Origin of the sequence: Veillonella sp. T11011-6, assembly GCF_002959755.1 — a bacterium.
GTDB lineage: Bacteria > Bacillota > Negativicutes > Veillonellales > Veillonellaceae > Veillonella.
On the sequence record NZ_PPCW01000005.1, the window covers coordinates 1 to 24372 of the forward strand.

Below are 24372 nucleotides of genomic sequence, written 5' to 3' on the forward strand. Positions count from 1 at the left end.
TTGTACGCCGAATAGGCATGACTAAACCCCCAGTTAAACTGGGGGTCGGTAAAAATTCTTAGAGAAAAGGAAAGAACCTCCTAGTGATAGAATGAAGTTGGTCTGGCAACCACAACATTTCAACATAGGAGGTTCAATGTCAATGAATGACGTAAAAAGCTTATCACATAGTAAATGTAGATGTAAATATCATATTGTTTTTGCTCCAAAGTATAGAAGACAAATAATTTATGGTCGGATAAAAGCTGATGTAGGTAAAATCTTACGAGATTTATGTAAGAGGAAAAATGTAGAGATTATAGAAGCGGAATGCTGTCCGGATCATATTCATATGCTAGTAACGATACCACCACATTTAAGCGTATCGAGTTTTATGGGATATTTAAAAAGTAAAAGTAGCCTCATGATATTCGATAAACACGCTAATTTAAAATATAAGTATGGAAATAGACATTTCTGGTGTAGAGGATATTATGTGGATACGGTAGGACGATATGAAGGAGCGATAAAAGAGTATATTCGCAATCAATTACAAGAAGATATAGCGCAAGATACATTAAACTTTAAAGAATACACCGACCCGTTTACGGGTGAGCCAGTAAAATAGGCAAAACAAAAGCCCCCGAGTAGGGGGCAGCCAGTGGTAATAGAGTGGTTGTCAGATCATTCAATGCCCTCTTTAGAGGGCCACCACTAGAGAAAGACCCTTATAGGGTCAGAGCAAACCACCCGTTCTACGGGTGGTTATGATTTCGGTTATTTCTATTGTAATGCCTTTGGGACACTGAGCTTTTTCCAGTTGTCTAGTTCAGGGATTTCTAAGGTATTAATCGTTTTTTGAATCCAGTAGTTTAATGATACTTCGTTACCTAGATGTTGCTCAAATAAATAGGTATTACCTGGCGTATCTAGAGGTTTTCCATCTTTGTCGATAGAGTGGCGTACGGATTCTTTCAAATAGAGTTGCACTCTAAATGGATTTGCGTGATTGCCTCTGAAAATGAAATAGGATGGGCCAATAAAGTCATGGGTACGAACATTAATTTGTTCGTACTTTTTATCTTTTAAGCCTTGTAATGCAGTTTGTATCATCGCATTAGCATCATCGTATTCTTCAAGTAGAAATGCTTGTTGATCTACATCGAGTACATAATGCCAAGTTGGTTTTTCCTCGTTCGTTTCGATGGACCAGTTATCTCCTAATGCAGGTAATTGGTGCGTATCGTAGAGGTCTTTTAATAGCTGAATGGTATTCTCTTTTTTGAATAGTGCTCGATAGATCATCTCTTGACCTTCTGTAGGGTCATAACCATGTATTCTGACTTGGTACGTATCACGTAGCATACGCTTTACATCTAGCTTAAAAATGTTGCGTAGCTTGTCTGGAACGGATAGGAAATGATTGTAAAAGCTAAGTTTCATTTCGTCTTGTGATGCTAAGGCGTGCTCGATGGTTTGCCAATCATATAAGGTAGTGTCCCATAAGAAGTCATCCATGTTTACAGATAAACGTGCTGCATTTTGAGGCCATTCAGTATGACCAGGACGTACTGTTGTAGTAGACTCTATAATACCTTCCTTGTAACGCCAATGACCATCGACCTCTTCGAAGGCCGCTAATCGTTCTTCTGCTTCATCATCGATAGGAATACCCTTTAACTCTTCATCTAGATTAGCTTTGTGAGACAGAATGTATTGATGGGATTCTTCGTAATAGGCTACAGCAGTATCCAAATCAGGTTTGCCTGAAACATAGCCTTTTTCATAGGCATACCCTAAGGCAACGCGCGTTAAAGCTCGTGTAATATCGTAGAAGAGAACGCGGTCTTCCTCTTCTAAGGCGCGTTTTTCTTCATCCAGTACACGTGTTAAGGACTGTACACCAAAGCGTATATTTTTCGTTACACCGAAGCCGTGGATGCGCATATAACCAATGTATGGCAAGGAGAACATAAAGCGCTCTTTTGTGGCTGCCATGTGGGTTAAGTCGGCAATGAGGCCCCAGTCTAGCGGTAGGTGACCAATGTGGAAGATATAGCCAAAGGCGGCTTGTAATGCGGCATAGCCGGCATCACTGAAATACTTAGTAGCTGCACGGCGGTAGAGTCCAATTGCTTTTACAGGATCATAGGGAATGACTCTGCGTAGCTCTTTGGCATCATAGAAATGATAGTAATAATCCGCTAATTCAGCGGTACTTTCAGCTTGACCTAAGGATGCACCTTTGGTAAACCATGTGAAAGCATCCTCGAATTTTCCATTTTCATGACAGTCTAGACCGGTGTAGAGCATCATGGTTGGATTACCAAGCTCAGCAGCGGTTAAAGCTACGCGGCGCGCATTATTAAAATCGCCTTCGTCGATATAGATGTTGCGTAAATTACCTTGGAACATGGCGAGCCCGTTATCGAGTGCCTTGTTAAACCATTCCTTGGCGAGTTTAGTGGCATTTTCCTGTAATGTTTCGTTGGAAATAGTACCTTGTAAGGCTATAAGGCGTTCCTGTATAGAACCTTTTTGCAAGCTCTGTTGGATGTGTTTCGCCAAACTTAGGCGAGGTGGTGTAATCATATCCCTTGCAAGGCTAATACGATCGTCATCACGCCAGAAAAAGACATTGCCTATAATATATTGGCAGAAAGCATCACCTTGCTCCGCGTAGTCGTAAACAATACGAAACGCATCGTCAAAGGATATTAACATATCCTTTTCAACAGTAGGTGTAATCGTTCCATTGATACGCAATGCTTGTAAGTTACCAATAGGACTACAACGGCGAATGCTATCGTGTAAACATTGATAAGTGCGCATGTTATTTTCTGGGAAGTTTGATTCCTCCCATGTAAAGCGTGGCCCTGCATAGATACGAGCCAACAAAGCATATGCATCAGCTATTTCGCGAGCCTCCGGATCATTGGCTATTTTTAATGCGTCCTCTTTAGTGTCGATTTCGTTTTCAAGCGACGTAGTCATGTCGTTTCTTAGCGCCCGATGATTCGGTTGCTCAGGACTATGCTGATTATTTACAATCAGTTCTAATTGGCGCAAACCTTCTTGGGCCATTTCTTGATTGTAGGATTTAAAAATCATGTGGAAGACCTTTTGTAGGCGTTCCGTAAAGTACTGTGCCATAAGGCCTCCTTTAATTAGTTACGTTTACTATAGAATACGTATTTATTATATAACGAACGCGAGGGACCGTGAAAGAGGGATTAGCATAAAAAATCCCCTCTAAAAGCACTTCGGTATCACTATATGTGAGCCTCGAAGCCTTTCAGAGGGGGCATATTTATCCTAGTTCATAGGGATAGATATTATTTTTTGTTGTAATCGCCGAACCATTTGTCGTAGATTTTTTGGTAAGTGCCGTCTTCTTTAAGTTCTTTAAGAGCTTTATTAACAGCTTCTTGTAAAGCTTTGTTGCCTTTTTTCATGCCAAGCACTGTACCTTCAGCTTTAGTAGGTTCGCCTACGAGTTTAAGGTCTTGATCAGCACCTTGTTTGAGGTAGTACATAGCCACTGCGTTATCGATGATAGCACCGTCGATTGTACCAGCTTTCAATTCCATGAAGATATTAGCATTGGAATCGATTTGTTTTACTGTTGTATTAGGGATCTTTTGAGCCATTTCAACAGGGATTGTACCGATTTGAGCACCTACAGTATGACCTGCTAATTCATCCATGTTGTGGATTGTTGTGTTGTCTTTACGAACAACTGTGATGAAACCGCCTTGGTCAAAGTATACATCGGAGAAGTCCAATGCTTTTTCACGTTCAGGTGTAGCATTGATACCTGCTGCGATCATGTCGATATCGCCAGATTGAACTGCTGGAATCAAAGCATCGAAGCCCATGGATTTGAATTCCATTTTTAAACCAAGTTTTTTAGCAATTGCTTCGGACAAATCAACGTCGAAACCAACGTATTTGTCGCCTTCAGTGAATTCGAATGGTGGGAATGTAGTTTCAGAACCTACACGCAATACACCTTCTTGTTGTGTCATTTTTGGTTTGTCATTGCCACAACCAGCCAATAAACCTATTGCTGCTACCGCTACGAGGGCGATGGCTGTCAATTTTTTGAACTTAAACATAGAAACCTCCTCAAACATCCATATACATGGTTTATCAAATTCTGTTTATATTGTACGGAATTTTACAATAATAGGCAATAACATTGTATAATTAAGAGTAAAAGAGTTTTATATTTATCATTATATTTAAAATTTTTATTTAAGATGGCTCTCTCTTAGGCCATATTTTATAGTAATATAACATTTCCCCTTTTAGGTTGTAGAGCATCTTCATTCTTTACAATCATTGACGTATATATATGGAGGCACTATGTCCCTTACAAATACCTTTTCTGATCTTTGTAAAAGCTTCGCACCGGATGCTTTTGCCATCAATTATACATTAGCTAAGAACCCTGAACTTTCCAGCCATGAATTTGAATCCGTCAAAACGATTGGCGCCGTTCTTGAAAAACATGGCATGGATGTAACCTATGAATTCTGTAATTTACCAACAGCGTTCAAGGCTTCTGCTGTGAAAGTAGATAATCCAAAAGGTCGTTTGGCTATTCTTTGTGAATATGATGCATTGCCAGAGGTCGGCCATGCATGCGGTCATTCTGCCAGTGGCTCTATGAGTGTTCTAGCAGCATTAACATTACATAAAATGCAACAAGACGGCGTTGCTTTCAACGTGGACATCGATATCATCGGTACACCTGATGAAGAAGCCACAGGTTGCAAGGTGGATATGTGTAACGCAGGGGTATTTAAAGACTATGATTTTGCTATCATGGTTCACCTTGATGGGGAAGAAACACGACCAAATTCACAATTCTTGGCGCTCGACTGTTTCCGCGCTCGCTATCACGGTAAACCAGCTCATGCAGCCGGTGAGCCTTGGAATGGTATCAACGCGGTAAACGGTGTGCAACTCGCTATTCATGCGATGGATATGATGCGTCAACAAGTACGTCCTGAAAGTCGTATTGGTACGTGGATCATTGCTGGTGGTACTGCATCCAATGTCATTCCTGAATTTGGCGAATTAGAGGTGACCGTACGTCATACTGAACGTGAATATTTGAATGGTCTATCTGAACAGATTAAGAACATCTTTGAAGGGGCCGCTCTCTGTACTAGCACTACTGTAGATGTAGAGTTCTATGGCAATCCTTATGATGATATGAACCAAAACCATAGAGGAACAGCTCTCATTGAAGACGTAATGACCGATATGGGCATTGATTTCAAGCCAGGCCCAGCAGATATTGGGGGCAGCTCAGACATTGGTAATGTTAGCTATCAATGTGCTGCATTCCACCCTAAATTGCGACTCGCTGGGGAAGACAAGGTGTGTCACTCTAAAGAATTCGCTGCGGCTATGCTAGAATCCACCATTGAACAAACAATTGTGGACGGAGCTAATATCATAGGCCGTACCTTGTTACGATTGGTAGAAAATCCAGCTGTATTAGAAGAAATCGTTGCTGAATTTAATGCAACTAAATAAAGCTTTTTCTATATCTATCAGGATGGCTGTAATAGTGTAGGTAGAATTCGTGGTCTTTTTCAGAGCTATTAATTATAGACGATAATGAGATGTTTCCATTTATGAAGCTCTGAATCTTGGTGAAATAGGCACCTAACTCACGTTCGTGATAATAGAGTACCCAGACCACGTTATTTCCCGCGATGACTGGAATGTACTTAAACTCAAGGAATTCAAATAAACCAGCGATAGTGATATCATCTGGAACGACAAATTCCTCCCGATGATGATTCATATCATCGCCTGCACAAACTGCATCTCGATCAATTATGATACGCATATTATCTCGCTTCCAATCTATGTTTTGATTTCAATCTAACTGTTCTTTTAGTTTATACTGTTCTTTTAGTTTATATTTTACACCTTATAAACTTTAATATCCCACTGAAATATCTTGCTGAGTAGAAATACATTTCTATCTGTTTAATTATTTATATATACAACTATTTATGTAGATATCTGTGTGTCTATTTAATTCTTTATCTATTTATATACTACTGTATTAAAGGAGGCTTCATGTCCTCAACTGAAACATTACAAATTAAAAATTATATAGGTCTCACCGGTGATAAACCCATCCGATTCATTGCATCCGATGTAGATGGCACCTTGGTTAACGATGCGAAAGCAATCCCTGATGAGGCTATCGAGGCTATTCGTGCTGCTCGTGAAAGTGGCATTCGCGTAGCCATCGCTTCTGGTCGCGCTTGGAATGAGATGAATGATGTTATCGAGAAACTACCATGTTTACGCTATTTCATGTGTACCAATGGGGCCTATGTAATGGACAAGGAAGAAAACCGTAGTTTGTTCCATGTAACCTTTGATAAAGAACAAGCACTCTATTTGTTGCGCAAACTTTTAACCTATGGTGTCTATGTAGAGGCTTATGTGAAAGATAAAATCTTTGGTATGTATCCACCGTCCAGATGCATTACGCCTGAACGATTAAGCATATGTGCTAGTGAGCGTAAATCGCCTAATACAGAAGTTTCGGTTGAACTCATGGATAATCATCTACCTAGCTTAATGAATCATCCTCAACTTGGTGTACCTGAGGAACATCTACCTGGTGAAACCCATGATCACTATGCCTTAGCTGAAGGTGATGAAGCAGCAAATGATAACTTATCTGAATGTGAAGTAGAACAGTCTAATTTCTTCTTTAGACCTAATATCCGTCCATTTATCTTGGCAACACGAACCATGGTGCCTGATTTACTAGCTCATATGGAAGCCTTAGATGAAGGTCCTGAGAAGATGCAAATCTTTTACGGCGATGAGCCTATGCGCCAAAGAATCTTACAAGATTTGCGTGATGAATATCAAGGTATGTCTCATGATGGTACAGGTCGTGAACGCTTTTATGATGTACTGCTCTCTAGTGAAGGTAATCTCGAATTCGTACTACCACATACCACAAAGGGGGCCGCTGTAGAAGCACTGGCAAATCACTGGAAATTTAGTCCCGATGAAGTCATGACCTTGGGGGATAGTGAAAACGACCTATCCATGCTACGTTTTGCAGGTGCTAGCGTAGCTATGGGCAATGGGAAGCCAAATATTAAAGAGGCAGCGCGTTATGTGACGACAGATAATAACCATCATGGCGTGGCCAAAGCAATCTATTCAGCTATTGCGTATAACAATGAATTACTAAAAAACAGTAATCATATCTCAAATTAGAGATACTACCAGTTAAAAGTAAATCTTTCTGATCTGGATTGTGCTAGATATGTTTAAATCTGAGATACTACCAGTTAAAAGTAAATCTTTCTAATTTGGATTGTGCTCGATATGTGTAAATTAGAGATACTACCAGTTAAAAGTAAATCTTTCTAATTTGGATTGTGTTCGATATGTGTAAATTTGAGATACCACCAGTTAAAAATAAATACTTTTAACTGGTAGTATCTGAAAAAACTATATATATTTGTTTGTCGGTTTGTATTCCAATCGGTTTTATAGTGAGGCATTGCTCGAAAGTGTATTACAGGTAATACATTGCTTTAGCTGATGTTAGAGCGAATGCTAAGTTAGTTTTATTAAACCCATAGGAGGTGATGTAGAATGGGAAATCTAAAGTTTAATATAGATGATACTTGTGTTAAGTGTGGTGCGTGTGCCGTAGATTGTCCTGTTCAATGCATCACCCAAGAAGAGACTCGGTTTAACATAGGTAAAGGCTGTATCGGATGTGGCGACTGTTATTCAATCTGTCCCGTAGGTGCCGTAAAAATGTCTAAACGTGAGCCTGAGAAAGAATAGTCTCTTGAAAGGGTAGAGCCTCTTATAGGTCATCTCATTGTATTGAGCTTTGTATAGAGTAAAACTAAAATCCGAACATTAAAATATTAATCATAAATTTCATACGGAATATATGGAGTCCATATACTTCGTATGGTATAATAAAATGTAATGAAATTTAGCGTTTTGTTCGAGAAAACGCACCGCCAGTACAGAAATGTAAGGGTATTAAAAAATAGTGAATATACTTTCACAAATAGATGCATATGGAGGAAGGCATGGAAAACAAGGAATTTGTTATTGTTGTTGACTTTGGTGGTCAATATAATCAATTGATCGCGCGCCGTGTTCGTGAAAATCACGTATACTGCGAAGTATATCCATACAACAAAGCGCTGGACAAAATTAAAGAATTAAAACCGCAAGGTATCATCTTCACAGGTGGCCCTAACAGCGTGTATGAAGAAAACTCTCCAAAAATCGAAAAAGAGATTTTTGAACTTGGTATTCCAGTTCTTGGCATGTGCTATGGTATGCAATTTATGGCGCATACATTGGGTGGCGAAGTTAAATCTGCTGACAACCGTGAGTTTGGTAAAACACCTACTAAAGTGGACCCTACATCTCCATTGTTCAAAGGCTTGGGCGAAGACCAAGTTGTGTGGATGTCTCACGTTGACTATGTAGCAAAAGTTCCTGAAGGGTTCGAAATCATTGCGCATACAAAAGATTGCCCTGTTGCATCTATGCAAAATAAAGAACGCAAATTATACGCTATGCAATATCATGCAGAAGTATTGCATACTGAACATGGTAAAGAAATGCTTCACAACTTCTTGTATGAAGTGTGTGGTTTCACAGGCACATGGACAATGGCAAACTATGCAAAAACTGCTATTGAAGAAATCCGTAACACTGTAGGCGATGGCAAAGTATTGTTGGCATTGTCTGGCGGTGTAGATAGCTCCGTTGCAGCAGCACTTATCTCTAAAGCTGTTGGCGACCAATTGACTTGTATCTTCGTTGACCATGGTTTAATGCGTAAAAACGAAGGCGACGAAGTTGAAGCAGCTTTCAAAGATTCCGGCATGCATTTCATCCGTGTGGATGCAGAAAAACGTTTCTTAGATAAATTGGCTGGTCTTGAAGATCCAGAAGCGAAACGTAAAGCTATCGGTGAAGAATTCATTCGCGTATTCGAAGACGAAGGCCGTAAAATCGGTTCCGTTGACTTCTTGGCACAAGGTACAATCTACCCTGACGTTATCGAGTCCGGTACTGGCGAAGCTGAAGTTATTAAATCTCACCACAACGTAGGTGGCTTGCCTGCAGTTGTAGACTTCAAAGGCCTTATCGAACCATTGCGCAACCTCTTCAAAGACGAAGTACGTGAACTTGGTTCTGAATTAGGTTTGGCTGACTACCTCGTATGGCGTCAACCATTCCCAGGTCCTGGTCTTGCAATCCGCGTAATGGGCGAAATCACGAAAGACAAACTCGACATTTTGCGTGATGCGGACTATATCTTCCGTGACGAAATTGCAAAAGCTGGCCTTGATCGCGACATCAACCAATACTTTGCAGTATTAACATCTACACGTACCGTAGGTGTTATGGGTGACTTCCGTACATACGATTACACATTGGCATTGCGTGGCGTAACAACAACAGACTTTATGACTGCTGACTGGGCACGCATCCCTTACGACGTATTGGACACAATCTCCCGACGTATCGTAAACGAAGTACAACACATCAACCGTATCGTGTACGATATTACATCTAAACCACCTGCTACAATTGAGTGGGAATAAAAGTTGAATAAGTAAGTTTTTTATGGTTTATTCTTTATAAGAATAAGCAAGTTGAATATAATAAAAAACAAATTAGATAACAACTTATATAAATTATAGATTGAACTGACCCCTTAATGTTAAATTTGTTTTTATTTAGCATTGAGGGGTTAATTTATAATTTTTATAGTTTAAAAGTGAATTGTATTAGAGTTTAATAATATTAAATTAGAATTTTGATATTATGGGGGGAACATTATTAATGGGAAAAAAAGAAGTGATGACAGATTTGTGGGTTTATGAAATGCTGAGAGAAATTGGTGTGCATAACCATTTTTCTGCACAAGGAAGTAATATAAAAGAATTAGATGAAGCACTATCAACTGCATCTAAGAAAGGAACTGGTAATGTAGGCTTTCCAGAATATGTTGGTGTAATAAATGATTTTCTTATCGTAATCGAAGATAAGGCTAGTTTAAATAAGCATGTGAATAGAACTGAGCAGGATTTAATTGCTGAAGATGTTAAGTCTATTACTGAATATGCCGTAAATGGTGCTTTGTTTTATGGAAAACATTTAGCCCAAAATACAACTTTTAATAAGATTATTGCAATTGGTGTTAGTGGAAATGAAAAGAATCATAGAATCACACCTATATTTGTTGATGAGCGAGGTGGATATAAAGAACTTGATGATGTAGAAACATTTATATCTTTTAGATCTGATAATATTAATGAATACTATCAAAGAGAAATCTTAGAAGTAAAGACTAATGATGAGCTTAAAACTGAAGAACTTTTAAAAATAGCACGTTCTCTACATGAAGATTTCAGAAATTATGGAAATCTAGAGGATAAAAGTAAACCTTTAATTGTTTCTGGAATTTTACTTGCATTATCTGAAATTGAATTTAAAAATTTTGATATTTCCGATTTAGTTGGCGATAAGATTAGAACTGACGGTTCAAAAATTTATAAAGCAATAGAAGATAATCTTAGAAGGGCAAATGTTAGTCCTGAGATAAAAAGAGATAAGCTTCTTAATCAGTTTAATATAATTAAGGATAATAATAAGATTAATGAGAAAAACTCTAATCTAGGAAAAACGCCTTTGAGATATTTCACAGAAATTTTATATAACAGTATTTTTACAAATATTAAATATAGTTCTTCTACAGAAGATTATATTGGTAGATTTTATGGTGAATTTATGTCTTATTCTGGTGGTGATGGACAGAGCTTAGGGATTATTTTAACACCGAGACATATAACAGAGTTATTTTGCGAATTGCTTGATATACAACCAACAGATAAAATTTTGGATCCTTGTTGTGGTACAGCAGGATTTCTTATAGCTGCAATGCATAAAATGTTATCAAATAGTAATGATGAGATGGAACAAATTGATATCAGGAAAAATAGACTTTTTGGTATTGAATTACAAGATTATATGTTTACCATAGCAACAACTAATATGATTCTACGTGGTGATGGTAAAAGCAATTTGGAAAATCAGGATTTTTTGGCACAGAATCCAAGTAAATTGCAGTTAAAAGGCTGTACTATAGGGCTGATGAATCCACCCTATTCTCAAGGATCTAAGCAAAATCCTGAGTTATATGAAATAAACTTTGTAAATCATTTATTAGAAAGCTTGGTATCAGGTGCAAAAGTTGCTGTAATTGTTCCTCAATCAACATTTACAGGAAAAACTAAAGATGAAAAAAATTTAAAAACTAAAATTTTAAAGAATCATACACTTGAAGGTGTTATAACTCTTAATAAGAATACTTTTTATGGTGTTGGCACAAATCCTTGTATTGGTATATTTACAGTTGGTATACCGCATAGCAATTTTAAAAAAGCAAAGTTTATTAATTTTGAGGAAGATGGTTATATTGTAAGTAAACATATAGGTTTAATTGATAATGGGAGTGCAAAGGATAAAAAACAACATTTATTAGCTGTATGGAATAATGAAATAAAAGCACCTACAAAATTTTGCGTAGAAACTACTGTTGAAGATACTGATGAATGGTTACATTCTTTTTACTATTTTAACGATGAAATTCCAAGTGATGCGGATTTTGAGAAAACTATTGCTGATTATTTGACTTTTGAAGTTAATATGATTACACATGGTCGAAAGTATTTATTTGACACAGATACGACCATTGACAGAATTAGAGAAAATACTTTGAAAGTAGCAGAGGATGGTGCTGAGTATGTATAAGTATCATTTGACTGACGTAGATTGGGGAAATTTTTTTGTAAAGGATATTTTTGAAATTGAAAAGTGCAAATGTTCAAAGGTTGCGACATTATCTGAAGGGAATATTCCGTATGTAGGAGCCACAAATCGTAATAATGGGGTTCTAGGCTTTGTCCATGGGGATGCCAAATTAATAACTAAGGGTAAGTGTATTGCATTTATTTGTGATGGCGAAGGATCTATTGGTTATTCAATATATAAAGAAGAAGATTTCATAGGGAGTACCACTATAAAAGTAGGACGAAATAGTAAATTGAATAAATATAATGCTAAATTTATAACTACAATAGCGGATACTGTTAGAAGTAAATATAATTTTGGATTTAAGCGAAATGAAGAACACTTAAAAAAAGAGATTTTACAACTACCAATAGATGATAATGGAAAATTAAATTGGCATTTTATGGAGGAATATATTAAGGAAAGAGTCCAAAAACAATGCACAGATATGAAAATATATTATAGACAAAGGTTGCTTGCTTTAAAAAATTGTCAACAGGTGGAAGAAAGTATTGAATGGGGAGAATTTTCATTAAAAGATTTATTTATATTTGAGCGTGGAAATCAAAATAATATGGCTTTATGCAAAAGTGGCGATATTCCCTTAATATCTGCTAAAAAGGTGGATAATGGTGTAAAGACCTTTATCTCCGATAATGGGAAAAAACTCTTTGATGGACATATTTTAACATTAAATAATGATGGGGATGGTGGTGTAGGCATTGCATATTATCAAGCTAATAAAATAGCTTTAGATACACACGTGACTGCTTTAATACCTAAAGTAAAAATAGATAGATCATCATTGCTGTTTATTAGTAGAAGTATTACGATTCAGAGAGCTAAGTTTAGTCATGGGTATTCATTAAATAATAATAGAATGAAAGCACAAAAAATAATATTACCTTTAGATGAAGAAAAAAGACCCAATTGGTCTTATATGAAGCATTTTATGATGAATATTGAGAGACAAAAAATAGAGTGCATTTTAAAATATTTGGATTGATATATAATTAGTCTATTAAAGTGAATAGATCAGGTTCTTTGATATTTATAATAATGATTTGAATTAGGCCTTATAAAGCTCTTAATTAATAAAACTATAATATTAATATAAACTGCACCCCAAAAATTGGACACAATTCTGAAGGTGCAGTTTTTTATGTAAAAATACTGAAAAGAATTTAAAGAAAATGTCATTAGCCTTTTTGAAAAAGGATTAAGTCCCTTTAGAATTGCTAAGGATTTTGAAATTCCAGAAAGTACTGTAAAAAACTGGCTATATAAGTTTAACCTTAGTCAAAATTTGACTCATTAAATTGGTAAACAAGTATTTTCAGCAGATTTTAAACGTAAAGTTATTGAAAGTAGATGGAAAAATAAGTTATCCTTTAAGACAGTGGCAGAACATTTTAATTTAGATAATCCTAGTTTAATTGCAGCATGGCAAAAAAAGATATTTAGATGAAGGAATCTCAGGATTACAATCTAGACCATCTATGAAACCTAAAGAACTAATACATCCCACAAAAGAGTAAAGTATTAAATCAGACAAAGAACAGATAAAAGAACTAGGAACTGAAACCGCTCGGTTGAAATATGAAATGGCTTTTACGATGACTTTATGAAAGAAATATGTGGAATTGCTAAGCCCCATAGAGCTGTAAAAAAAGCACAAACAATTGCCATCGAAAGATTAAGAAAAATATATCTCCTTTAGTTTATGCTCGAGTACTTTGGTATTAGCCGTAGTACATATTAGATAGGCTTAGCTAGCATAAAAATGGGAGACAAATATACAGAGAATCGAGAAGCTATTCGCACACTTGTGGCGTCGCTATGGGTATCGTTGAATTACAATAACATTGCATAAATTAGGCATTTATATAAATCATAAAGTTGTAATGTGTATTATGAAGGAAGAAAACTTAACATGTAAAGTTTGCCTAAAGCAGTATCGCTCATATAGAGGTTCTGAAGGAAAAATCGTGCCCAATATTATTAAGCTGAACTTTACTGCAACAAAGCCAGAACAAAATGGACTACAGATATTACAGAATTTCAGGTGTTTGGGCGTAAGGTTTACTTATCATCAATCTTAGATATGTATAATGGTGAAATTGTATCTTATGAAATATCAGAACGGCTTATATAAACACAGGTGTTATCTATGCTAGATAAAGCCTTTAAGAATAGGCTGCATAGCAAAGGTTGTATTTTACATTCCAATCAAGGATGGCAGTACCAGCATAGAGCTTATCAAGAAACATTAAAAAATCACGCTATAATCCAATGTATGTACCGAAAAGGAAAATGTTTGGATAATAGCGTGATGGAAACTTCTTTGGCTTATTAAAACTAGAGTTGTTATATTTTGAGAAATTTACTTCCTATGAAGATTTTATTAACAAATTAAAAGATTATATTGATTGTTACAATACAAAACGTATTAAGCTCAAATTAAAAGGAATGAGTCCGATAGAATACCGAACTCATTTCCCAAAAGCAGTTTAATTTTATCTGTCCAAGAAAATGGGAGCAGATTACTGTTACAATCTTTTTTGAGTTTTATTTATAAATCTAATATTATTGAGTCAACCACATTTTTAAAATATAATCAATAAGATATTTTATCTTAGAGAAATCATATTTGTTATAGAAGTTTTTATGGAATGATTTGATTAATAAATCTTTTGGTTCGATGTTTCCTTGATATTGTATTAATGTTTTATCAAACCCTGTCCATCTAACATAAATATCTTCTTTAACTGAGGTATAATCTAAGAAGCACTCTATAGAAACTGCTTTTCCATTGATGTTTTCGAAGGATTCTCCTTGAGGGCCTTTGCACTTAAAGTTGTTAAATTCTATATGGTTGGGAAGAGTGATGACTTTTAGATTTTGTGGTAAGATTATCTGTTTAATATCGTTGTATACAGAGTAACCAGCTGTATCGTTATCTAAAATAACTAATATATTATTTTGAATATTTATTTTAGATAATCCTTTAATAAAATTTTTTAAATTACCGGTGCCGGTAAAAGGATAATTTTTTTCCATATCTATATAATCGAAAAAATCAGAAATATCATTGTATAGTAAATCGATACATTTTTGAATAATATTGGTATCGGTACTTCCCTCTGTTACAATTAGAATTTTTTCTTTAGGTGTTAATCTAGATGTTATATCTTTTTCTAAATGACATCCAGTTTCCACAATATCTTCAGTTCTCCAAATTAAATCTAAATCTAGATTATTCTTATTTTCAGATAAAATTCTTAATGTAATATATGGTGAAAGATTTTCTAGAAATTCGCCAATCATGTAGATATCGTTATTAAATAAATTTTTTAATTCTGGAATTTCCTTTATAACACATTTTCTTACATACTCACCTAAATCATAATCTCTTTCATATTCAGCAGCTGTCATATCAATTTCTTTTATATTGATACTTTTTAGTACATCGTAATAATCAGTAAAATTAATGGAGAGAGATATATTATATAATTGATTAAAATATTCTATTTCTTCATCAAACATATTTTCAATTTTCTTTAAGGTATAGCCTAATAAATTCAACCTTCTTTTTATTGAATTCATATTTTTTAGAAAACCTTTTTTATATTTTACTTCATTGTGAGGGTAGTAATATGGAACTGTTTTAAAATCATCTTGTTGAAATAAAAATGAATGACTATCATCAATATTATTTTTTCTCCAATCAATTTCCATTTTATCAATTCCTAATCTAATCATAGATTCCATTGTTATTTACCTCATATGTTAGGATATGCTATTAAATTCTTTTAGGATCAGTTCTATTAGCAATAATTTTGGTGTTATATCTTAATAGTTATTATTTTAGTAAAATTTAAGTACTAGTATTAAAGTAGTACGATTTAAATACTAATATCAATTTAATAATGGTTTTAAGGAAATAAAAAAATATTTAAGGTTCATCTTAAGGAGGTTGATTGCAGAATTTATATCAAAAATTATAACATGAGGCCTGAGATCTAAAAAGTAGAATTAGAGGAAAATCTTGAAACTGCTGGGTATGCTGACTATGCTTAATGAATACTGTTAATGCAAAGGGGAAAATATGGAGCTGGTGAAATTTGTAGCCGTTGGAGATAAAGGTGGTAAATCAGATTATTATAAATATATACAATCAATATTGACAGGGCTTTACAAACAAGGATATATAGATTCCTATACTTTAGATGTAGATATTCATACATGTTGCCTTTTCGCTATTTGTAGTCATATATGTAAGGAGGACTTTAGTGTTGATGTAGCTTTTGAAATTAGTACATTCAATAATGTAAAGCAGATATTGATTGATATTAGATCCAATAGTTATGAAATTGATATTAATAGAACTTATTTAGAGAATTTGAAGTTATGTATAAAGAAGATAATTATTAAAGATTGGGAAAAAATAATATGGTTATATGATGAAGATGCTTACCTGTTGTCAAAAGAACTATATAGTTATCTTTATATTGTAGAAAATAAAATCCGTCGATTTATTAACGAGTTTATGGTTAAGACCTTTGGTACAAATTGGTGGGATCATTTATCCGATCAGACTATTAAGGATAAGTATAATGCCAGATATAGGATGTATAAGAAAGCTGTGACAGGGTTTAATAATGTTGATGATCATTTGTTTTCAATTGATGTTGGTGATTTGTATAAAATGCTAACAATGAAAATAATGTCGTGGAGTCCAGTTTACGATACAGATATTGAAGCTTTGTTAGTGGGGAAAACCGAGGGTAAAGAATACTTAATTGTTGAGAAAATAAAAAAACAGTTGATTGTAAAAGATGACTTTTGGGAAAAATATTTTAAGCTTTATTTTGATAGTGAGTTTTCAGAAAGTTTTAGGCAGTTTGAGTTAAATAGAAATCACATTGCGCATAATAAAATATTAGATAGAGCTGCATATAATGTTATTCGTAGATCTATAGAAAAAATTGATAAATATTTTGATAATGCATTGATAGAACTTTATAGGAATAAAAAATCATTTGTACCAATACAAGGAGCATTACTGAAATATAAAGATTTACTAATAGAAACAAAACAAAATGATTCAGGTATAGAGATTAGAGATAATAGTAGAATAAATACTTTGTTTAAGGATGTTCTTTTAGAAACAATTACTGATATAACAGATGCATTAAGATTTAGAGAAGATATCAGTATTAATACAACGGATTTTGATTATAATAATTTGGAGGGTAAATTATTTTCAGCAAGATCGAAAGTTACTAATCAGCAATTAGACTTTTTTTACTCTATGAAAATTAATGATGAGGAAGGAGCTAAGAGTACCTTAACAATAACAGGTACTCCGAATTTTAGTAGTCATAATGAATTTAGTGTTGATATTACTTATATTAATGGTGCAGTAGAGTATAATGATGAACAAGGTTATTATATGCCTATTGCTAATGATGGGATTCTTAAAGATGATTTAGATAATTATTTAGATAAAGTCGTGGATTTTATAAATGTGGAACTGGAGAGTCTTAAAGAATATGTGGATTCAATAAGTTATGAGCGGGTGAAAGAAGGAGGAACTTTACCTATTGCTGATGGAGTTTATTGTGATGAATGTGAAGAAGAATATATATGTATTGATGAAAGTCTAGCAGAAGTAGGAATATGCCTAAATTGTGGTACACATTATAAGATTTCTGAATGTGAAAGGTGTGGCCAATATTTTATTGATTATGAAGAAGCCGAGATTAAGATATGTGATCAATGTAAGCAGTATTATGATAGAGAGTAGTCTATGTGTTGATTTCTATTGTTTTCTAGAATCTTGAAATAAAGTAGATAAGAGTTTTAGATATTGGAAAGGAATAATAGTATTTCTAATATAACTCTTATTTAACAAATTATTATATGTAATCGATGAGGTCTAATATGAGCGATTTAGATTTTACTATTTGCTGTATAGTTACTTTTTTTAGTAAGAAGAGGAGAACTCCACCGAATTTGAATAATGGAAAGTACTGCCCTCATCTTGTTATAAAGGGCTCTGAAGAGATGTTAGGTGTAAACTTTATTGATGGTGAAGATGTCACCTTTGATAAACCAATACGCACCAATGCGTTGCCAGTAAATGAAGATACAGATTATTCTGCTTTACGAGCAGGTACTGAGTTCCTTATCATGGAAGGTAGCAATGTTGTTGGTGAGGGACTTGTAAAAGAAATCTTTCACCATAAGCCACATGGGAAACAATAATTGTAGAGTATTATATCCGTTGGAGTATATATGATTCATATAATTGATGGCAAACCGTATTTAGATCAAGTAAAAGAGCTAATTCAAGAGTATACGAAGTGGCTTGGTCGCGATTTGTCTTTTCAGAATTTAGATAAGGAATTAGCCGATATAGCAGAGAAATATACGGCGCCAAATGGTGAATTATTGGTGGCTATCGATGATAATAAGGTGGTGCTCGGCATGGTGGCGTATTATCAGCATAGCGATACTCGTTGTGAAATGAAACGCCTCTATGTGCGTCCCGAAGGTCGTGGTCATGCTCTCGGTGATCGTCTGATTGAAAGTATCATGGACCACGCTAAGGCCTCTGGATATAAAGAAATGGTGCTAGATACAATTGAACCATTGCAAGCAGCAATCCATTTGTATAAGAAACATGGCTTTGTTGAATGCGAGCCGTATTATCATAACCCTATGGACGATGTTATCTATATGAGCAAGGAACTCGATTGATAGAGACTATTTGGTCTTATAGTCTATTTAAATAGTAGATACCATTTATTTGATAGCGCTATCTTGGGATTCATTGGAGGAGCTTTTATGGCGATTACATATACTGAAGAAAAGAGTTTTACATCTCAACAGGTAGCGGATTTATTCTTATCTGTACGTTGGGTAGTGGGTAAATATCCAGACCGTCTACATAAGGCTCTTATGAATTCGTCTCGTGTGATTAGTGCTTGGGATGGCGATCGTTTAGTCGGTCTTATTCGTGTCATGGATGATAGCGAGCTAGTATGCTTCATCAATTATGTGCTAGTTCATCCTGATTATCATGGCTGCGGTATTGCTGGTCATTTGCTAGAAATGGTGAAAGACGTTTACAAGTCTTACTTGTACATTAATGTTATGATTGGTGAAAGCAAGAATGCACCATTTTACGAGAAGCATGGCTTTAACATTAAAGACGATTCCTTGCCAATGCAGTATCGGAATGTGCCGAAATATACGAAAAGATGATAGGTCGAATAACCTGTATAGCAAGTAACGGGTCAAATTGTTAATAAAAGGCTACACGTACATAGAGTTACGTGTAGCCTTTGTGTTATAAACGGTATATACTAAAACCGATATGTAGATATGATGGAGAAAGATATGGATATATTAATACGAAAAGCGACAACCGCTGATTTAGAGTTAGTGACACGTATAGAAGCAACTTGTTTTCCTCCTGCTGAAGCGGCGCCTCGTGAGGCTTTTAAGGAGCGATTAGATTATTATGCAGGCCAGTTTTTGATTGCCTTTGACGGCGATACACCAATTGGATTTATCGATGGTTTCGTATCTGATGATGAAATCTTAACGGACGAGATGTTCGGCGATGCTTCATTACATAATCCTAACGGCGCATGGCAGATGATTTTTGGCCTAAATACAATGCCAGAGTATCGCAATTGCGGTGTAGGTGGTAAGTTAATTGAGGCGTTTATCGACCTTGCGAGAGAGGAAAAACGAAAGGGCGTAATTCTAACCTGTAAGGAAGAAAAGATTCCTTATTATGCCAAGTTTGGTTTTGTAAATGAAGGCGAATCAGAGTCTGATCACGGTGGCGCTAAATGGTATCAAATGCGCGTTGTGTTCTAGCCATATAATTAAATATAAAAGAAGAAGCTGAAATCTTGCAGATTAGCATTGATTTCAGTTTCTTTTTGTTGGGAAAAGTATTGGTATTGTATTTAAATAATTTCTTTTACTTGTGCCACGCCTTTATCGGTCAGCATATAGTACCCATTTGTTACATACAGCAAGCCTTGTTTCTTAAGATGTGATGCGGCTTGGTGTGTATAGTCTGGTTTCCAGTTCAGGTGTTCGTGAATGGTACCGATACCATTTTCAATGGCCGCCACAGGTGTATTCATATGGGTGTAGATGTGGCAGAGCATCATCGTTTCTCGATAGTGACGACGCAAGTGGCGTTGGCGAAGATAGGTTGCGATATAGCCCGTCTTTGGCGTGCCAATAACGGCAATTAATAAAGCGAGACCAATCGTCGTTGCGATAGCGCCTGCAATGGATACGTCTATGGTAAAAGCGACTTCCGTACCGATGACGGCACAGATAATGCCGATAATGATACTGCTAGTGAGCATGGCTTTCACAGAGTCCGTCCATAAATAAGCGATAACTGCAGGTCCGATCATGAGTCCGATAACGAGGATGGCGCCTACTGCTTGGAAGGAGGCCACTACGGTGAGGGACACCATGGTCATGAGCACGTAGTGGATGAGGGCAGGCATGAAGCCGAAAAGCCCTGCTAATAGTGGATCGAAGGTAGATAGCTGCAATTCCTTGTAGAAGAGCATAACTAATACGAGGTTGATGACCGCTACTCCAAGGGAAATCCATAGTGATACAGGACCTAAGTCGGTACCGTTTAGAATCCATCTGTCGAACGGGGCGAACGCGATTTCCCCGAGAAGTGCCGTATCTACGTCAAGGTGTGCGTTGCCGCTATAGAGACTGACGAGGATGATGGCAATGGAGAAGAGGAGCGGGAAGATGATACCGATGGACGCGTCTTCGTTGACGAGGCCTGTGTTATGAATCATCTCTGTAAGCCATACCGTTCCTACGCCGACTAAGGTGGCCCCTACTAGAAGTAAGGGTGAGTTTAAGTCTTCGGTCACGAAGAAAGCGAGCACGATGCCGAGGAAGACGGTGTGCGTAATGGCGTCGGCCATCATGGACATGCGGCGCAGCACGAGGAATACACCAGGGATAGCGCACGCGATGGAGACTGCAATGGCGATGAGTAAAATCTCTGTCTGTACTGTCATGGGGCACCTCCTATGCGAGGCTGTGCACCCTCTGCTCTATATATCTTTTGTTGTAAATCTGCAGGACTTATCTTTGCGGTTTCTGATAGTAAAGCTTGTTTTGATTGTTTGTTTCTACGATATTGCCACAAGATGCCTCTATTAGGTGCAAATATGAGGCTTAACAGTACGATAACCGACAGAATGACGATGATCGCAGGCCCTGTAGGTAGTTTTTGTACTGTTGTACTCCAAATGGTACCGCCTATAGCGGATACCATCCCGAATAGACCGGCTAAGGTGCACATAGTTCCAAGCTTGTTAGTCCACTGCCTTGCCCCTACGGCAGGGGCGATGAGAAGGGAGCTTATCAAGATGGCGCCTACCGATTGGATACCGATGATGATGGTCATAATTAATAATGACCGATATAAAATGAGTGTAAAGGTGACGGGAATTTGCAATGTTTTAGCGTATTCTACGTCAAAGGAAATGAGCTTTAGCTCTTTCCAAAATAAGGCTGTTAAAACGATAATGATGAGCGCTGCTGCCGATGTAATGTACACATCGCGGGCTAATATGGTGGCGGCCTGTCCAAATATAAATTTTGAAAGTCCCGCCTGACCTGCATTGTTTAGGCTTTGAAGGTAGGTGAGCAGCACCATACCAAGACCAAAGAAAGCAGATAGTATAGTAGCTAAAGCGCCATCGAATTTGATTTTACTGTTTTCTACGGTGATGGTAATGAGCCATGCCGCAGTGATAGAGGACAGGGCGGCACCTATAATCAGTACTTCAATGTCTTTTATGCCGGTCAGCAAGAACGCGATGACTACACCAGGTAGTGCCGCGTGGGAGAGGCCATCACCAATGAGGCTTTCCTTGCGCAGTACTGCAAAGGTGCCTGCAATACCACTGGCAAGGCCTAAGAGCGCTGTGCCGAGCAATACCATCTGCGTCGTGTAGGATTGGAGTATAGTCATACAATCCTCCCCTTGCCGTAGGTGCGCTCGATGGCTTCGTCTGTAAAGGTCTCTGCCACAGGCCCGTAAGCAACGGTTTGCTTATTGACCATCGTTACCCAGTCGAAATACTGAGGCACCGTATTTAAATCATGGTGAACGACGATGACCGTTTTGCCCCGCGCTTTCATTTCTTGTAAAAGGGAGATAATAGCATGCTCCGTCGTTTTATCGACGCCCTTGAAGGGCTCGTCCATGAGGTAAATATCTGCCTCTTGTACAAGGGCTCTCGCGAGGAATACACGCTGTTGTTGGCCCCCTGAAAGTTGACGGATTTGCCTGTTTACATAGTCGCTCATGCCCATTTTTTCAATCATGGAGAGGGCGAGCTCCTTATCCTTTTTACTTGGTCGTTTGAACCAACCTAGATGACCATAACGGCCCATAAGTACAACGTCTAATACGGTAGTAGGAAAGTCCCAGTCTACGCTGCCGCTTTGCGGGACATAGGCAATTTTCTTGTAATCCTTTTTGTCCATCGCTAAGTGGTGGTCGATATAAAACTTAACACTACCTGAGATAACTGTTAATAGGCCTAATATGGCCTTTAATAATGTAGATTTACCGGCCCCATTAGGACCGACGATGGCCGCTAAGGAACCGATGGGTACCTTCATATCTACGTCCCATAATACGGGTTTTGTCGTATAGGCTACGGTCATATCTTCAACTTCAACGGCCCATTCCATGGAGACCTCCTTTATTTAAGTGCTTTAACAATTGTATCGATATTGGCTTTTACCATGCCGATATATGTGCCGCCTTCAGTGCCTTCAGAGCCGAGGGAGTCAGAGTATAATTCGCCGCCGATGGCAACATTCCAGCCTTTAGCCTTCGCTGCTTCTTGAACGGCTTCAATTGTTTTATGTGGTACGGAAGATTCTACGAAAATAGCTTTAATCTTGTGATCCACGATGAATTGAACAAGTTCATTCACATCTTGTGTGCCTGCTTCTGTAGCAGTACTAACACCTTGCAAACCTTTTACTTCAAAGCCATAAGCGCGAGCAAAGTATTGGAAGGCGTCGTGAGCTGTTACAAGTACGCGGGATTCTTTAGGAATTGATTCTGCTTGTGCTTTGATATACGCATCAGTTTCATCTAATTTTGTAAGATATGCATCATATCGTTTTTTGAAATCTTCTTTATGAGCTGGATCTGCTTTCGCAAGACCTTCATATACAGCTTTGGCAGCTAGTTTCCAGTTAGCTACATCGAACCAAATGTGAGGATCTTTTGTTTTTACCCCATCTTCTTCGTCAAAGTCGAGTAGAGTGGCTGGATCAATGGCATCAGATACGCGGATGGTAGCTTTATTTTGTTTTGTTAAATTGTCGAAAATGGAACCCATTTTACCTTCTAAGTGAATGCCGTTGTACACTACAACATCTGCCTTAGACATAGTTGTTACATCGCCAGCGCTCGCTTGATAAAGGTGAGGGTCTACGCCAGGGCCCATGAGTCCTTGGACGGATACATGGTCACCGCCAATTTCTTTTACTAAATCCGTTAACATTGTAGTAGTAGCTACAACATTTAATTTTTTTTGATTGTCTTGGACGGCATCTTTTCCACAGCCTGCTAATGCGAACAACATAAGTGCTAATGATACGACGACTAATACGATTCGGTTGAACTTCATAATAAACCTCCTTTTATAGATATTAAATTTAAACAGAAAAATAGCCGCTACTAACGTAGCGGCTATTGGCAGTTATACGGTCTTCTGCTAAGGTCACGATCATTTAGTGGATGAGAGCTTGTAAATGGTTCGGTCCAACGAGGGCAACGATACCAAGTACCATCATGACCTTCATTTGAATACGCTTTCTACGTCTCATGATGAACCTCCTTTGTGTTATTTTTGTCATATCTACCTGATATGTAAGTCCGAACAGTTATCTTGAACTTAATATATCATAAATGAGAAAATTTATCAATAAGAAAATGTTCTTTAAATATTCATCTTTATTTAGTATGATATTATTCATAGACTTACAATAAATAAGGAGGCATATTATGAATAAATTATTCCGATTCACTGCGGCGGCTTTACTTGTTGCATCCTTTGGCGTATTAGGTAACTATACAGCTGATGCGGCTAAGTTCTTAGAATCTCCGCGCGAAGTGGAAATTGTAAAACCTGAGTTGCCTGAGATTCCTCAAACAGCTACAGTAGCGCCTAATATGCGCGTACGCTTCTTAATTGATAAAAAAGGTAACGTTAAAAACGTATTCGTAGAACGTTCCTCTGGCTATGCTCCAATTGATGAAGCAGTGAAGAAAGCCATTCTACAATGGAAATTTACACCTGCTATCGGCGTAGACCAAAAGGCTCATGAATCTATTATTGGGATGACAATTACTCTACCTAAACAAGCTGTAACAGCTAAATAAGGAGA

At 36.9% G+C, this 24372-nt stretch carries 22 protein-coding genes and 1 pseudogene; 15 read left to right on the forward strand and 8 right to left on the reverse strand.

All coding sequences use genetic code 11. The features are described from left to right. Positions 1 to 142 precede the first annotated feature (142 nt). On the forward strand, positions 143 to 607 hold the full coding sequence (tnpA, locus tag VRHSUH10_RS07400; RefSeq protein WP_105090337.1) for an IS200/IS605 family transposase: 465 nt from the start codon (positions 143 to 145) through the stop codon (positions 605 to 607). Between the two features lie 155 nt (positions 608 to 762). Here the strand turns inward: tnpA and VRHSUH10_RS07405 are convergent, their stop codons facing one another. Both VRHSUH10_RS07405 and VRHSUH10_RS07410 read right to left on the reverse strand, forming a co-directional pair. Continuing rightward, complete coding sequence (locus tag VRHSUH10_RS07405) at positions 763 to 3132, reverse strand: tetratricopeptide repeat protein (protein ID WP_105090042.1); 2370 nt, start codon at positions 3130 to 3132, stop codon at positions 763 to 765. A 182-nt stretch (positions 3133 to 3314) separates the two neighbouring features. Next, on the reverse strand, positions 3315 to 4097 hold the full coding sequence (locus VRHSUH10_RS07410; protein WP_105090043.1) for a basic amino acid ABC transporter substrate-binding protein: 783 nt from the start codon (positions 4095 to 4097) through the stop codon (positions 3315 to 3317). A gap of 250 nt (positions 4098 to 4347) precedes the next feature. Between VRHSUH10_RS07410 and VRHSUH10_RS07415 the strand changes: the two genes are divergently transcribed. Next, positions 4348 to 5529, forward strand: a complete 1182-nt coding sequence (locus tag VRHSUH10_RS07415; protein ID WP_105090044.1) for an amidohydrolase — start codon at positions 4348 to 4350, stop codon at positions 5527 to 5529. Here the strand turns inward: VRHSUH10_RS07415 and VRHSUH10_RS07420 are convergent. Further along, the gene (locus VRHSUH10_RS07420; RefSeq protein WP_105090045.1) at positions 5522 to 5848 is read right to left on the reverse strand and encodes a hypothetical protein; all 327 of its coding nucleotides are present in this window, start codon (positions 5846 to 5848) and stop codon (positions 5522 to 5524) included. The genes VRHSUH10_RS07415 and VRHSUH10_RS07420 overlap by 8 nt on opposite strands. A 236-nt stretch (positions 5849 to 6084) precedes the next feature. On the opposite strand from VRHSUH10_RS07420, the gene VRHSUH10_RS07425 reads away from it, so the two are divergent. The 7 genes and pseudogenes from VRHSUH10_RS07425 to VRHSUH10_RS09620 form a co-directional block, all read left to right on the forward strand. Next, the gene (locus VRHSUH10_RS07425; protein WP_105090046.1) at positions 6085 to 7254 is read left to right on the forward strand and encodes an HAD family hydrolase; all 1170 of its coding nucleotides are present in this window, start codon (positions 6085 to 6087) and stop codon (positions 7252 to 7254) included. 384 nt (positions 7255 to 7638) lie between these two features. Then, positions 7639 to 7836, forward strand: coding sequence for a 4Fe-4S dicluster domain-containing protein (locus tag VRHSUH10_RS07430; protein ID WP_105090047.1), 198 nt, complete (start codon positions 7639 to 7641; stop codon positions 7834 to 7836). Between the two features lie 257 nt (positions 7837 to 8093). Continuing rightward, entirely contained in the window at positions 8094 to 9629 is a 1536-nt protein-coding gene (gene guaA / locus VRHSUH10_RS07435; protein WP_105090048.1) for a glutamine-hydrolyzing GMP synthase, read from the forward strand. A 241-nt stretch (positions 9630 to 9870) separates the two neighbouring features. After that, positions 9871 to 11841 (forward strand): class I SAM-dependent DNA methyltransferase, encoded by a 1971-nt coding sequence (locus tag VRHSUH10_RS07440; protein ID WP_105090049.1) that lies wholly within the window; start codon positions 9871 to 9873, stop codon positions 11839 to 11841. A 7-nt stretch (positions 11842 to 11848) separates the two neighbouring features. Further along, positions 11849 to 12886, forward strand: a complete 1038-nt coding sequence (locus VRHSUH10_RS07445; protein WP_158251053.1) for a restriction endonuclease subunit S — start codon at positions 11849 to 11851, stop codon at positions 12884 to 12886. Positions 12887 to 14050: 1164 nt separating this feature from the next. Continuing rightward, positions 14051 to 14236, forward strand: coding sequence for a DDE-type integrase/transposase/recombinase (locus tag VRHSUH10_RS09615; RefSeq protein ID WP_105090051.1), 186 nt, complete (start codon positions 14051 to 14053; stop codon positions 14234 to 14236). Continuing rightward, positions 14230 to 14394, forward strand: a pseudogene (locus VRHSUH10_RS09620) (IS3 family transposase); the annotation flags it as partial. The gene VRHSUH10_RS09615 and the pseudogene VRHSUH10_RS09620, both read left to right, overlap by 7 nt. Before the next feature lie 72 nt (positions 14395 to 14466). Here VRHSUH10_RS09620 and VRHSUH10_RS07465 read toward each other — a convergent pair. Then, positions 14467 to 15651, reverse strand: a complete 1185-nt coding sequence (locus VRHSUH10_RS07465) for a HEPN/Toprim-associated domain-containing protein (RefSeq protein WP_105090053.1) — start codon at positions 15649 to 15651, stop codon at positions 14467 to 14469. Positions 15652 to 15988: 337 nt separating this feature from the next. Between VRHSUH10_RS07465 and VRHSUH10_RS07470 the strand changes: the two genes are divergently transcribed. From VRHSUH10_RS07470 to VRHSUH10_RS07490, 5 genes are all read left to right on the forward strand, one after another. Beyond that, positions 15989 to 17689 carry a hypothetical protein gene (locus tag VRHSUH10_RS07470; protein ID WP_105090054.1) on the forward strand — a complete coding sequence of 567 codons (1701 nt, stop codon included), beginning with the start codon at positions 15989 to 15991 and terminating at the stop codon, positions 17687 to 17689. A 209-nt stretch (positions 17690 to 17898) separates the two neighbouring features. Beyond that, entirely contained in the window at positions 17899 to 18150 is a 252-nt protein-coding gene (locus VRHSUH10_RS07475) for a hypothetical protein (RefSeq protein ID WP_233187100.1), read from the forward strand. Positions 18151 to 18180: 30 nt separating this feature from the next. Then, complete coding sequence (locus VRHSUH10_RS07480; RefSeq protein ID WP_199176273.1) at positions 18181 to 18645, forward strand: GNAT family N-acetyltransferase; 465 nt, start codon at positions 18181 to 18183, stop codon at positions 18643 to 18645. Between the two features lie 87 nt (positions 18646 to 18732). After that, positions 18733 to 19152 carry a GNAT family N-acetyltransferase gene (locus tag VRHSUH10_RS07485; RefSeq protein WP_105090056.1) on the forward strand — a complete coding sequence of 140 codons (420 nt, stop codon included), beginning with the start codon at positions 18733 to 18735 and terminating at the stop codon, positions 19150 to 19152. A gap of 135 nt (positions 19153 to 19287) precedes the next feature. Continuing rightward, on the forward strand, positions 19288 to 19776 hold the full coding sequence (locus VRHSUH10_RS07490; protein ID WP_105090057.1) for a GNAT family N-acetyltransferase: 489 nt from the start codon (positions 19288 to 19290) through the stop codon (positions 19774 to 19776). Positions 19777 to 19868: 92 nt separating this feature from the next. Here the strand turns inward: VRHSUH10_RS07490 and VRHSUH10_RS07495 are convergent, their stop codons facing one another. Genes VRHSUH10_RS07495 through VRHSUH10_RS07510 form a run of 4 tightly spaced genes read right to left on the reverse strand, consistent with a single transcriptional unit; the run spans position 19869 to position 23612 of the window. Beyond that, positions 19869 to 20969, reverse strand: a complete 1101-nt coding sequence (locus VRHSUH10_RS07495; RefSeq protein WP_105090058.1) for a metal ABC transporter permease — start codon at positions 20967 to 20969, stop codon at positions 19869 to 19871. Continuing rightward, on the reverse strand, positions 20966 to 21931 hold the full coding sequence (locus tag VRHSUH10_RS07500) for a metal ABC transporter permease (RefSeq protein WP_105090059.1): 966 nt from the start codon (positions 21929 to 21931) through the stop codon (positions 20966 to 20968). The genes VRHSUH10_RS07495 and VRHSUH10_RS07500 overlap by 4 nt, the downstream gene beginning before the upstream one ends. Continuing rightward, positions 21928 to 22659, reverse strand: a complete 732-nt coding sequence (locus tag VRHSUH10_RS07505) for a metal ABC transporter ATP-binding protein (RefSeq protein ID WP_105090060.1) — start codon at positions 22657 to 22659, stop codon at positions 21928 to 21930. Before VRHSUH10_RS07505 ends, VRHSUH10_RS07500 begins: the two co-directional genes overlap by 4 nt. Before the next feature lie 11 nt (positions 22660 to 22670). Beyond that, complete coding sequence (locus VRHSUH10_RS07510) at positions 22671 to 23612, reverse strand: metal ABC transporter solute-binding protein, Zn/Mn family (protein ID WP_105090061.1); 942 nt, start codon at positions 23610 to 23612, stop codon at positions 22671 to 22673. Between the two features lie 377 nt (positions 23613 to 23989). Between VRHSUH10_RS07510 and VRHSUH10_RS07515 the strand changes: the two genes are divergently transcribed. Beyond that, positions 23990 to 24367, forward strand: coding sequence for an energy transducer TonB (locus VRHSUH10_RS07515; protein WP_105090062.1), 378 nt, complete (start codon positions 23990 to 23992; stop codon positions 24365 to 24367). The last annotated feature ends 5 nt before the right edge of the window (positions 24368 to 24372 follow it).